Consider the following 12763-nt stretch of genomic DNA (forward strand, 5'->3'; position numbering starts at 1 on the left):
CGAAGCCGGTGTCCACGTTGGCGATGGAGGTGGTGCCGGTGGTGTTGCCCAGAGCGGAACCGTGCTCGTCGATAGCGATGGCGCCGTCATGGCAGCTCATGCAGAGACGGCTCGGGCCGGCCAGCGGATCGGTGATGGTGAAGGTGCCGTTGTTGGAGTTGAGCGGAGTGGCCCAAGCGTACGGGGTGTAGGTGGTGGTGTCCGGAATGGTGTGGTTCCACAGCGGAAGGTTGAACCCGCCGTCGGAGGACTGAGCGTGGTGCGGGGTGTGGCAGAACACGCAGACTCGACCCATGGAGTCGGCGGTCGGACCGACAACCTTAGTCATGTCGTGCAGGGAGCCGTTAACCCCGGTGCCAGCCGGAAGACCGGCGATGGCGGTCCCCGCCACGGCGAAGGACCCGAACACTGCTGCTACTGCTAATACCTTTTTCATTCGTGCTTCTCCTTTGCATTGAATTGAATGCTATTGCATTCATCCCTCACGGGAATCGTAACTTCATGAATTGAGAGAACTACCGACCTGCTCCTGGCTCTTCCGTTGCCCCCCCTTTCCTAAATTTAACTGCGATCATTTCAAGACTTTTGCTACCGGCTCGTCTGGCTTTTTCTGGTGCGGGTTACGGAATGCGCCACCCGTCACGATTTCGTAACAGCAACATGCGCACCACATTCGGCGTTACGAAGTCGAAACGTTGTAACGGAAAGAAGTATGAGGGGCATTATAATGGCGTGTTCACCATTAGTTGCGTCGGTGTTCTTAAAACCGATGATCAATTGTCATTTAGTGGTCATTTTTGGCCTTTGTGGCCCCAATCAGTCAGGGAGAGAATGGCCCGCAGAGCCCCCGGCAACGTCCCAGACGGGGGTGATTCGGCTATTTAGCGATGGGTGGCTTGGTCTTTTCACGAGGTGGGGACCGGGGGAATAACGGTGCCCCCCCCAACGGCAGGTGTGGTGGCAGGTGTGGTGGCAGGTGTGGTGGCAGGTGTGGTGGCAGGTGTGGTGGCAGGTGTGGTGGCAGGTGTGGTGGCAGGTGTGGTGGCAGGTGTGGTGGCAGGTGTGGTGGCAGGTGTGGTGGCGGGTGGCACCAGAGCTTCTCTGTCCGGCGGGTCCACGAAAAAGAGCCTCCCCGTCAAGCGGGAAGGCCCTTTTTCATTCAAGAGCAAAATAGCGTCATCAGCGCAGCCGTGGAAAGACCAGCCCGCGCCTCATCTTAAGCACCCCCGAAATAGGGCCGTACGACTCCGAGTTCCCGGGCGCCTGGTGGCAGACCACCACGCAGGTCCCGTTGCCGGGGGAGGTAGTCGCGTAGTAGGGGTTGGTGAAGGTGTCCGACGCCGCGTAATCCCGGTCGAAGTTGATGAGGTGCGCGTTGTTGACGGCGGTCACCTTCGGGTTGCTGATCGGGACCCCGTGCGGATCATGGCAGGCGAAGCAGGGAATCCGCCTGGTCACCACATGGCTGAAGTGGTGATTGGTCACCCCGGTGCTGAAGGCCGACCCGTTACTGATGATGTAGTTCTCCGAGTGGCAGCGGAAACAGACCGCATAGAGGGCGCTGCTGTAGGACTCGCGGGTCGAGGGATCGGTCGAGCCCAGCGGCATGTAGTAGCGGGCCATCAGGATGTGGACGAAGTTGGAGCCGTGCGGGCCGTTGGGACCGATCCCTCCCGCCTTGGTACTCTGGTCGCTGTTGTGGCAGTCGGAGCAGTAGATCCGGGGCATCGGCTGCAGGTTGCTCAAAAGGCTCGCCGAGCCGATCTTGCTCACCCCGGTCACCGGGTGGTAGGAGGGGTTGGCCGTGTTGAACCGCTGCTGCTGGTCGGGCTCCGGGATCATCCGGTTGGGCATCGGCTCGGTCTGCCCGGAGAACTGGGCGGCCGACGGCCCGGAGTGGCACTTGAAGCAGACGTCGAACTCGGTCTGCGCGTAGTTCCCCGCCGCGTCCACCCTCACCCCCGCCAGCCGCCCGTCGATGTTGGGAGGGTTGGAAAGCGGCGCGTTGGTGCCGTTCACCTGGTGCGGGTTGTGGCAGTCCACGCACTGCACGTGGTAGTGGGAGGCCGCCACCGGCAGGGACTCCTTCTCGTCGTGATCGAGCAGCGGGTTCGGGTTGTGGACGTTGACCGGGTGACGGTAAAGGGTGGTCGGGTCGAAAAGCGGCTTGACGTTCACCGAGGTGGTGGCGGTGGCGCTCCCGTTGTGGCAGGAGGCCAGACAGTTGTCCTCCATGTTCGCCCAGCTCAGAAGCCGCACCGGGCCGGGGGCGCTGTGAACGCTGTGGCAGCTCAGGCACTGGTGGCCGAGGGTGGGATCCTTGGTGTTGTTGTGGGTGGTGGCGGACCACCCGGCCGGCTGGTGGCAGGCCACGCAGAGCGGCGAGCCGGTCATGTAGTTGGGGCTGGCCGGGTTGTCGGAACCGTTGTTCATGACCAGGAAGTTGCCGAACTCGTTGTCGTGCGGGTCGTGGCAGGCGGTGCATTCCAGGTTGATCCCCTTCTCGAGCCGGATCTGGGGGGGGAGATTGGACGGAGAGACCAGGTGGCTCGCCAGGGCCAGGGTATCGGTGTACTGGAAGGAGATCGGGTGATCGTCCCTGAGGTCGGTGCCGAGCTTGGCGTTGACGGTGGCGTTGAGCGCCCCGGAAGCCCCCGCGATCTGGTCGTAGGGCATGTAGGTCTGGTCGGAGAGGTGGCTCCCGACGTACTTCGACAGCGCCAGCGTTCCGTCGTGGCAGCTCAGGCAGAGCCTGGAGGCGCCGGTCGGCTTGTCCGGCTTCGGGCTCGCGTTCAGGGTCGAGGACTGGTTGTACGGCTGGTACGGTGTGGTGTCCGGCGGCAGCGAACGGCTCCAAAGCGGAGTGCCGCTGATCGCGTTGTGGGGGACATGGCAAAAGACGCAGACCTGGGTCTCGCCGGCGAAGGTCACCCCGGGAAGCCCCGAGGTCCGCCCCCGGCCGCCGGAGGCGGAGAGGTTGTGGGGGGAGTCGAGGACGCTCATCTTGCCGTGGGCCGCCCCGGCGGCACCAAGGGCGGCGACGAGCGCCAGCGCGGGGAGACGAAGCCGCCGGGCCAGGATCGTGATGCTACGCATTGAAGCCATGGTTGTTACCTCTTGGGCGCCGCGGCAACGCCTGAGACCGCCGACGATTCCCGCTCGGGCGCCACGCGCCTGAAGATCTGGATCCTCTGGTTATAGGTGTCGGTGACGAAGATGAACTCACCCCGGATGAAGATTCCCGAGGGCATCCAGAAGGCGCCGTCCTCGGTCCCGACTCCGCCGAAGGTGAAGAGGAACTGGCCGGTGTCGTCGAAGATCTGCACGGCGTCCAGCAGGGCGTCCGCCACGTAGATGCTCCCCTCCGGGTCCACCGCTATCCCTTTCGGCTTGTTCATCTCTCCGCTTGAATCCCCCATGGCGCCGAACTGCCCGACCTGCAGACCCTCGGGGGTGAAGATCCTGATCTTGTAGTTAAGGGGGTCGTTGACGTACACCTGCCCCTTGCGGTCGACGGTGACGTCGGTCGGGAGGTTGAACGGGACGGTCCCTATGCTCCCCGGGGTGTCGCCGAAGCTCCACTTGACCTTCGCGTTCTCGTCCACGGCCAGCACCCGGTGGGCGGTGGTCTCCGAGATGTACAAAAGATGATTGACGGCGTTGTAGGCGATGCCGGTCGGGCGGGCGAGCTTACCCATGAAAAGGGAGAGCTGCCCGGTGGCCAGGTCGTAACGGTAGACCGCGCCCGCCTCGGAGTCGGTGATGTACAGCCGCCCCGAGGCGTCCTCGGCGAGCCCGATGGGAGAGATGAAGGCGCGCCCCTGCTCCTTGGTGATCCGCCGGTACTGCCGCTGGCGGGTGTCCATCAGGTGCACCACCCCCGCCCCGGTGTCGGCCACGAAGAGCCGGTCGGCCGCGTCGTAGAGGACGCCATACGGCTTGGTGAACTGGCGGGGATCGGGGCCGGCGATCAACTTGACGATCTTCTTCCAGAAGGAGACCCCGATCCCGGCGTCCTCAGGCGTGGAGATACTCCTCACCCATTCGATCTGGGGGGCCATGGGGGCTTCCGGCCACTGGGGGCCCGGCTTGGAGCGCTGCAGGAGGTTCGTCTGCCCGGTTGCGCAGGCGGAGGTCAAAAGGAAAAGCCCGGCCAGGGACAGTCTGAAAAGACGGCTCCACAGCCGGTAGGTCTTCGGGGCACGGATACCAGGTTTCACTAGAAGAACCTCGTCACGGAGCAGGTGATGTTCCTGTCCTGGGTGCTCGTCGAGCCGGCCAGACGGTAGATGTACTGGCCGCTCAAGGTGAACTGCAGCTGGTTGAACATGCCGTTCAGGGCGCAGCGCAGCGACATGAAGTCCGCGTAGGCCCCGGAGCCGCGGGTGTCGTTGATGGTGAGCGCGGTGTAGGCGCTGATGAATCCGAATATCCTGCGGCTGTAGTTGGCCGCCAGGCTCGCCGAGTTCTGGCCCGAGTTGCCGACGCCGCGGGAGCCCTTCAGCACCGCATAGGTGTCCCGCAGGGAGAAGCCCAGGAGGGCGTTATCGTCGGTGCGCCAGTTGTAGTTGGTGTAGCCCGAGGCGTGGTAGGAATCCTCCTGGGTGGAGGAGATCTCCCCGTACTCGGCCCCCGCCTGGAGGTCGAGCCAGTTGGCATCGGCGCGCAAAAGCAGGGCGGTCGAGCGCGAGAGCCCCTGGGTGGTCGCCTGCCCGGCCAGCAGGGTCTGCTGCTGGGTCGAATAGCTCGCCGACAGGTTGTAGCGCCCCCCCGCCAGGGCCAGGTTCGCGAAGGTCCCGTAGGTACCGGTGCGGTAGCGGATGGAGTTGTTGACCGCCACCGTGTAGGAGATGGCGATGTCGGAACCGGGGAGGATCTGCCCCGCCGTCAGGATCTCGATGGTGCCGAGCACCAGGTCCACCCGGTAGTCGGACCCCTCCTGGTAGATGATCAGCTTGTCCGCGCTGGTGACGGTGATCACCGCGGTCAGCTGACCCGCCACGTTCGGCTTGATCTTGTCCCCCCAGTTGACCTTGGCATGCACCTCGTCCCTCACGGCGAGCTGGGAGAGGGGGAACTCCTGGCTCGAGTAGGAGAGCGCGCCGTCGAAGGTAACCATCATGTTCGCCTGCGCGGGGAGCTGCTTCATGTAGATGACCTTCCCGCTCCCCGAGTACGACTCGGTCGACCCCCCCAGGAAGCGCCCGTTGGTCATCGACCCGGAGACGCTGGTGAGGAGGCTTTGGTAGAGCCGGTGGGAAAGGGAGCCGGAGAGGGTGTTGCTCCGCTCGGTCTGGTTCTCGTTCTGGAAGTTCAGCGTCGAGTTGTAGGTGTAGCTGTCCCCCAGGGTCCCCTGCAGCGCTTTCCCGAGCGCGGTTCCGAGCTGGCTCGTGAGCGAGATGTTCCGCTGCGGAACCCCCTGCACCCGGCTGTCGTTGATGTTCAGGTTGGTGGAGAGCCGGTACTGGCGCGCCTTGTCGAAGGCCAGGTCGTTGCCGAAGGCGAGCGAGTAGCCGCTGGAATTGGTGGTCCCCGCCTCAGTGCTGGTGGTGGTCATCGAGAGGTTGGTGTTGCTGATATCCTGGTAGTCGTGATGGAGCAGGATACCGGCCGCGTCGGTCGCACTGTGGGTGTTCTCGTCGCGCCCCTCGGTATCGGACGTGCTGTGGAGGTAGAAGAGCTGGAGCGGCACCTTGGAGTTCATCAGGGTGGCGCTGACCTGGTTGTTGTTGCTGGTCACCGCGTAGGTCGGCTGGTAGCCGTTGCTGATGTAGGAGGTGGTGTGCGAGCTGCCGAACGAGAACGGGTGGTAGGTAAGGTCGAGGCCGCTTCCCACGATGCTGTATTCGGCGTCGAACAGCTTCAGGTTTTCCTGGCTGAACTGCTGGGAGTAGGTGAGCCCCCCGAGCATCTGGAGGCTCAAAAGGTGCGGGTCGAGCACGGCGCCGGTGGCGTTGATGGTGTACTTCTCCATCAGCGAGTTGGAGACGGAGCTCGAATTACTCGGGCTTATGTGCTCGGCGTAGCTGTAGGAGACCCCGAGGGACTGGTTGATGTCCCCCAGCATCAAAAGGCTCGGGTACTGGATAACCTCCTCGTTGCGGGCCGCAAGCGCGGTGCCTTCCCCAAGAAGCCACAGTGCCAGAAAAAGATAAAGGACCCAGGCGCGCATGCCGCTATTTGAGGAAGTACTTCGCCTGCCCGGAGTGCGGGTCGTGGCAGTCCATGCAGAAGAGTCCGGTGGCGGTGACCTTGTCGTGCATGGCCTTGGCCTGCCGCGGTTCGCGGTGGCACTGCACGCAAAGCTTCGCGCGCTCCAGCTTCATGAGCGACTTGTTGGGAGAGGAATGGGGATCGTGGCACTCGAGGCAGGCGCCGACCGCGGCCGGGCCGTGCAGGAAGTACCCCTTGAGGATCTTCGGGTGGCACATGAAGCAGAGCTGCTCCTTGGGCTTCTTCAACCCGGAGTCCTTCGACTTGTCGTGGCAGTTGTCGCACTTCTTCTGCTTGTACGGGGGGTGGGCGGAGCCTTCCCCTTCGCCCGCGGCCGAAGCGGAGTTCTTCTTGAGAGCGGCCTCCTTCTCCTCCTGGAGCTTTTTCAGGTGGTAGTCCTCGCAGTACTGCTCGGCGGGAGGCATGGCGGGTACTCCGTCGAAAATGGTCGAGGTGACCTTGTGGACGGTGACCGGGTCACACCCCCACAGGGCCGCCGAGGCGACCAACATTCCGAACATAGCTACCAGCGTCTTCCGCATCAGCACTCCGATTCCCGAATTCATCACTGCACCCGCCGCGCGGGGACCGTCCCGTCACCCGCGCGGCGGCTCATTGCACCGTATCGTTACTTGGCAGCCGGGGTAGCAGCCGGGGTAGCGGCCGGGGCGGCAGCCGGCGCGGCGGCGCCCTTCTCTTCGGGCTTCTTGGCCTTCACGTCCGCCTTCTCTTTCTTGGCCTTGTCTTCCGGCTTTTTCTCCATCTCCCCCATCCCGTAGAAGGCGAGCGAGTAGTTGATGGGGCTTGCGTACTGGTTGGCGACGATCACCACCTGATTGAGCTTGAATCCCGGCGCCGCATACTTCTGGAACAGCGGGAGGTTCTCCTTGGTGACCACGATGCCGGCCGGGAGGTTGAGGGAGCCGGCGGGAAGCCCCGGGCGGCCGAAGAAGCCGAGCAGGCGGCGCTGCGAGTTGAAGACCTGCACCACCTGGTGTCCGGCGTCGACGATGAAGATGTTCCCCTCGTCGTCCACCGTGATCCCGCGGGGGCGGGTGAACTCGCCGAACCCGTCCCCCATCCTGCCGAACTCGGAGAGGAGGTGGCCGTCGAGGTCGTACTCCTTGACCTTGCCGTTACCGATGTTGACGACGTGGATGTTCCCCTTGGAATCGACCGTCATGCCGTTGGGGAGCGCCATGTTCTTGCTCTTGTCGGGGTTCCTCCCCAATGTGGAGATCAGGTCGCCGCTCTTTCTCTCCATGACGAAGATCTCCCCGAGCCGGTTGTCAAGGGCCAGGAGGTAATCCTTGTAGGCGTAGACCGCGATGATACTGCGAGTGGTGCCCAGGTCTTTCCCCATCGACTTCACGTACTTGCCATCCGCGTCGTAGACGGCGATGTCCTTCCTGCCGTTGTCAGCCACGTAGACGTAGCCGTCGTCGTCCACCGTCACGCTGATCGGCTTCTTGAGCTCGGCGGCCCCGATCTCCTCGTTGAGGTTCTTCATGGTCTTGTTGACCATGTCGATCACCACGATCTGGGAGGCACCGATGTCGCAGACGTAGATCTTGCCGCCATGCACCGCCACCCCGTACGGCTTGGAGAGCCGGACGACGGTCTGGGTTCCCCCGGTCAGAAGCCGGGAGAAGATGCTCTGCTTGCCGGTCAGGTCGGCCGAGTTGGAGATGCCGGTCAGGTACTGGATGTGCGGCTCGTCAGGCGGGGGCGGGAAAAACACCGGCCCGGTCTGGGCGTTCTTGGTCTCGGCACATCCCGCCAGCAGTGCCACGAGCAGCAGCAGGACCGGCAGCCTCAGGTCCACGGACTTCAACGACTTCACAATGCCACTAATCCCCTTCACCATGTTTCTTGCTCCTTTGCAACACATGCTTCCTGCTGGGACGGGCGGCAGGAGAGCCGTCCGCCTGCCAGCACCGATGTTACTGGTAGGTCTCGGGCTTGACCCGGTCGTACTTCAGTTTGCGGTGGCAGCCGGGGGCGCAACTTCCTCCGGTGGAAGTGATCATGAAGTTAATCGGGATCTTCCACTCGCCGAATTCCGCTCCATTCTTGTTGATCAGCTTCGGCCCGTCGGAGGCGTGGGGCTGGTGGCAGATCCGGCAGGTGCGTCCCTTGCGGCTCACCACGTGTACGTAATGGAGGTTGCGGTTTCCGTTGCGGAAGTTGGTGTAGATGGTGGTCTCCGGGAACCGGAGGAGGTTCTTCTCGTGGCACTTGAGGCAGGCGTCGTAGGCGCCGTCCTGGTACGGGTAGTAGAGCTCGCTCGGGTAGTTGCCGGGGAGCAGGCGGAAGTAGGCAGAGCCGTGCGGGTTGTGGCACGCCTTGCAGCTTCCCTTCTTGATCGGCCCGTGCAGGTAGGGCTTCCCTTCGATCTGTTTCTTGATGTTCTTGAGAGGCGGGGTACCGAGGTTGTCGACGCCGTGGCAGCCGAGGCAGACGGTCATCTGGTCGGCGGCCAGAAGCCCCTTGGCCTTTCCGTAGTGGGCGGCATGGCAGTTGGCGCAGGCCCCCTCGGAGATCACCGGCTTGTGGGGTACCTTGACGGCGGCCAGCGTGGCCGCCATGCTCTTGTGGCAGCCGAGGCAAAGGTCGGGCATCTTGTTCTTGAGGAACATCTTGACCGGCGAGCCGTGGGGATTGTGGCAGGCGGTGCAGGCGTCGTCGCGGACCGGCGGATGGACCACCGGGGCCGCCTTGAAGGCCGCCGCGAAGTCGGCATGGCACTTCAGGCAGACCTCGCGCACCGGCCCCTTCATGAGCGCCTTCTCGTTCGACTCGTGCGGCTCGTGGCAGGTGTTGCAGGAGCCGACCGCGGCGGGGCCGTGCATGTACTTCTGCTTGAAGGGATCCGACTCGTGGCAGTTGAGGCAAAGGGGAGCGCGGTCCTCGCCGGCCTCCAGCAGGAACGGCTGGTTGGAGCCGTGCGGGCGGTGGCAGGCGGTGCACTCGCCGTCTTTGACCGGGGAGTGCTGGAACTTCTTCTTCCCGAAGGGATCGTGGCAGCCGAAGCAAAGGGAGGGTTGTTTCGAGGAGAGCTTGAAGCTCTTGGCCCCCTTGACCGGGTGTTCCTTCACGACCTGGGTGTGGCAGGAGGTGCAATCCTCATCCTTCACCGGGGCGTGCGGGTTCTTCAAGGCGGCGATGTCGGCGTGGCAGCCGGCAGTGAGACAGGAACCGGCGTGGGCCGGACCGGCGAGGCACAGGACGAGGAGGGTCAGCACGATAGAAATTGCAACATGACTTTTCATTGAATGTCATCCCGCCCGAAGTTGTGATAGTGGCCCGCCCGCGGGGAGTTTCCGTGCGGAGGATACTGCCACAATGCGATGCGCAAGTTACTCAGGAGCCCGTACAGGCTCAACGCGTAAAAAAAGGGCCTGAAAAGTCATGCCCCCCGTGCCTATGCCGCCTCCGGCAGAGTAAGTGCGCCGGACACCTGCTTCGTGTGCCTGTCACCGGAAAAGTTTTGCCAGAGCATATGCCAACTCAAGGTTGGAAAGCCAGCAAAATCCTCAGGCTATTTATCAGATTCGCCATTTTTTTTCAACACGAAATGCTTGTCAGGCCCGGCTAGCTGCCTGAAATCCTGACAAAGATCCGGAAACCAGGAAAAGATTTATTATCCCCTGTTTATTAAGCGGTCTACCATTAACACCTTTACAGGACACTTGAAAAGGGAAAATTCTGTGGCCGGACTCCCCGTGTCAGAAGCGGGGACGTAAAGACCAGCGGATACCGCGCGCTTGGAGCGGCTATGAGCTAACGCCCCCGGCTAAGAGACAGAAGCCGTTATTTTAGTAGGATTAATGGCCGGCGCGATGGAGAGGGTGACGGTGCTGCCGCGGGGTCATCCTTCGGGGTAGTCGGAGAGCGCGAGGAAGGTCTCCTTGAGCTCGAACGAGAAGATGGCGAACATCCGGTCCACCAGGCGGCTGGTGGGGACCGGCGGGTAGAGCGGCACCGACAGGCGGTAGATGAGGTCGAGCAGCCCGTCGTGGGGGTTCTCCTCCAGGAAGAGGGCGCCGTACTGCAGGACCGGGGCGAAAAGGAGCGCCTCTTCCATGACGGCGTCGTCCTCGCTGAAGTAGGGGAGGATCATTTCCAGGGAGAAGCAGAGGCCGGAGCCGCCGGCGTCCTCGGTGATGCTCAGGAGCACCTCGTCCTGGGGGGAGCCGAACTCCTGGGATTCGGGGGAAACGCTCCCCGCGGGGAGCACCAGCACTTTGCCGTGTACCGGGTCGATGCCGTAGGGGGCGTTGCGGAGCTCGAGGAACCGCTCGAGAAGCCGGTACGCCTTGCTCTGCACCCTCCCCATGCCGCGGTAGAATGCGGGGCGGAAGGTGTCGCGGTTGGCGATCAGATCCTCCAGGGGGATAAACTCCTGCTCTCCACCTGCCGGTCTCGCGCTCCTGATCTCGGGGTTGTTAACCACCAGTTTCAGGTGCGTTCTCTTCCGCTCGTCCTTATCTTTACTCATGAGTGGTGAATCTCCCGTGACGTCTGACTCTGTAATACACCGCGGGAGAGACGGGTGTCAAGCAATCCCTCCTCCGCCCTGGCCGATGGCCTCGACCACCCCGTCGCGGATGTGGATGGTGCGCTCGGCGTAGCTGCAGTTCTCCGGGTTGTGGGTGACCATGACCACCGTCTGCCCCCCCTCGTTGAGCGAGCGGAAGAGCTCCATCATCCGGTTGGAGGTGCCGGTGTCGAGGTTGCCGGTCGGCTCGTCGGCGAAGAGGATGGCCGGCCGGTTGACGATGGCGCGGGCGATGGCCACCCGTTCCTGCTCGCCCCCCGAGATCTGGCTGGGGAGGCGGTCCCCCTTGCCGGAAAGACCCACCCGGTCGAGCGCCTCGCGGGCCGCCGCCTGCTTCTCCGCCGGTTTCCAGGGGGAGATGGCGAGGGGGAGCATGACGTTCTCCAGGGCGGTCAGGTAGGGGATCAGATTGAAGGACTGGAAGACGAACCCCATCCGCTGGCTCCGGAAGTCCGCCAGTCGCTCCCCCGGGAGGGCGTAGAGGTCTACCCCGGCGATCGTGACCGTGCCGCCGGTAGGGCGGTTGAGCCCCCCTAAAACGGAGAGGAGGGTGCTCTTCCCCGAGCCGGATCTCCCCATGATGGTGACGAATTCCCCCTCCGCGATGGAGAAGTCGATCCCGCGGAGGGCGGCGACCGTCTCGTCCCCCGTCGTATAGCTCTTGCTGACTCCGGTTACCTCGATAAGTGCCATGACGTTCCTTTCCTATGATCTGCCGCCCAGCCGGAGCTTAAAGCGCCCTGAGCGCCTCGGTGGGATCGAGCTTGCTCGCATGCAGGGCCGGGTAGAGGCTCCCCAAGAGGGCCAAAAGGACCGACAGCGCGAGCGCCGCTCCGGCCAGTCCGCCGTCCACCACGAGATGCAGCGCCTTGCCGTCGGACATGAAGGGAAGCGCGAGCCGCGCCCCGCCGATCCCCGCTGCGTACCCGATCACCCCGGCCAGGATCCCCACCACGGCGGCCTCCACCAGGATGATCCGCATGATGTGGCTCTTCCTGAACCCGATGGCCCGGAAGACCCCGATCTCGGTGGTCCGTTCGTTGACGCTCCCCATCATGGTCACGAAGACCATCAGCGACCCGATGAAGACCACCACCGCCGTCATGGCGTAGGAGAAGCGCTTGAACTGGTCGATGGCCTTGAGCCGCCCCTCCACCACCTGCTGGATCGCGCTCACCTTGGTTCCCGGGAGCTTCTCGGCCAGCTGCTGCACCATGTCGGCGATCGGGCAGCCGGAGCAGAGGGCGGCCACCTCGACCAGGCTCACCCTCCCCTCCTTGCCGAGGATCCGCTGGGCTACCGGAAGATCGACGAAGACCAGGGAGTCGTCCTGGGAGCCGGTCTCGTCGAGGATCCCGCTCACCTTGAAGCTCTTTCCCTTGATATCCAGGGTATCCCCGGTCATCAGGTTGAGCACCTTGGCGGCCTCGCTCCCGACGAGGAGTTCGTCCGGCCCCTTGGGCGTTTCCCCGAAAACCTTCCACCACTGCTTCATCTTCAGCTCCTGCGGGAACTGCACCCCGACGAGCAGCACCTGGTGCCCCCCGGCCTGCACCCCGCCCAGCACCTTGGGAGCGACGGCGGAGATGTTCTTGTGGTTGGCGATGGTCTTGATGACGGCCAGGTCGGATTCCTTGATCTCGGTCTGGTCGAAGCTGACCCCTCCCAGGCTGATCCCGCCGTAGGTGAGGGAGAGGCCGTTTTGCTGCGGAGTGATCAGGATGTTGGCCCCGAACTCGTCCATCTTCCGTTCGATGTCGGCCGACATGGAGCGGGTCAGGGTGAGCAGGGTCACGATGGTGGCGATGCCGACCACCAGGCCGACGGTCAGAAAGGCCATCTTGGCCTTGCGGCGGCGGAGGTTGTTGAAGGAGATGTTGTGCAGTTTCACGGGCAGTACCTATTTCCGGAGAGATTAGCCGCTTGCTTCCGCTTAAGACAACCTCCCCCCCACCTCATCAAGGAGAGGGGGCGGGAGCGGGGTGACCC

Annotated in this window: 10 protein-coding genes and 1 pseudogene; all 11 read right to left on the reverse strand. The window is 63.5% G+C overall.

Annotated features, from left to right (window positions below):
• Positions 1-436 (reverse strand): annotated as a pseudogene (locus L4X63_RS00005) (cytochrome C); the annotation flags it as partial.
• A 469-nt stretch (positions 437-905) separates the two neighbouring features.
• Complete coding sequence (locus L4X63_RS00010; RefSeq protein WP_250676536.1) at positions 906-1118, reverse strand: hypothetical protein; 213 nt, start codon at positions 1116-1118, stop codon at positions 906-908.
• Between the two features lie 61 nt (positions 1119-1179).
• Positions 1180-3105, reverse strand: a complete 1926-nt coding sequence (locus L4X63_RS00015) for a cytochrome c3 family protein (RefSeq protein ID WP_250676537.1) — start codon at positions 3103-3105, stop codon at positions 1180-1182.
• Positions 3106-3110: 5 nt separating this feature from the next.
• On the reverse strand, positions 3111-4220 hold the full coding sequence (locus tag L4X63_RS00020) for an SMP-30/gluconolactonase/LRE family protein (RefSeq protein ID WP_250676538.1): 1110 nt from the start codon (positions 4218-4220) through the stop codon (positions 3111-3113).
• Positions 4220-6172, reverse strand: coding sequence for a hypothetical protein (locus tag L4X63_RS00025; protein ID WP_250676539.1), 1953 nt, complete (start codon positions 6170-6172; stop codon positions 4220-4222). Before L4X63_RS00025 ends, L4X63_RS00020 begins: the two co-directional genes overlap by 1 nt.
• 4 nt (positions 6173-6176) lie before the next feature.
• Positions 6177-6755, reverse strand: a complete 579-nt coding sequence (locus L4X63_RS00030) for a cytochrome c3 family protein (protein WP_250676540.1) — start codon at positions 6753-6755, stop codon at positions 6177-6179.
• 86 nt (positions 6756-6841) lie between these two features.
• Complete coding sequence (locus L4X63_RS00035; protein ID WP_250676541.1) at positions 6842-8080, reverse strand: NHL repeat-containing protein; 1239 nt, start codon at positions 8078-8080, stop codon at positions 6842-6844.
• Between the two features lie 76 nt (positions 8081-8156).
• Complete coding sequence (locus tag L4X63_RS00040; RefSeq protein ID WP_250676542.1) at positions 8157-9485, reverse strand: cytochrome c3 family protein; 1329 nt, start codon at positions 9483-9485, stop codon at positions 8157-8159.
• Between the two features lie 599 nt (positions 9486-10084).
• Entirely contained in the window at positions 10085-10714 is a 630-nt protein-coding gene (locus tag L4X63_RS00045; protein WP_250676543.1) for a hypothetical protein, read from the reverse strand.
• A gap of 57 nt (positions 10715-10771) precedes the next feature.
• Positions 10772-11467 (reverse strand): ABC transporter ATP-binding protein, encoded by a 696-nt coding sequence (locus L4X63_RS00050; RefSeq protein WP_250676544.1) that lies wholly within the window; start codon positions 11465-11467, stop codon positions 10772-10774.
• 37 nt (positions 11468-11504) lie between these two features.
• The gene (locus L4X63_RS00055) at positions 11505-12665 is read right to left on the reverse strand and encodes an ABC transporter permease (RefSeq protein ID WP_250676545.1); all 1161 of its coding nucleotides are present in this window, start codon (positions 12663-12665) and stop codon (positions 11505-11507) included.
• Between the last annotated feature and the right edge of the window lie 98 nt (positions 12666-12763).

The organism is Geomonas sp. Red32, from assembly GCF_023652955.1.
Taxonomy (GTDB): Bacteria; Desulfobacterota; Desulfuromonadia; order Geobacterales; family Geobacteraceae; genus Geomonas.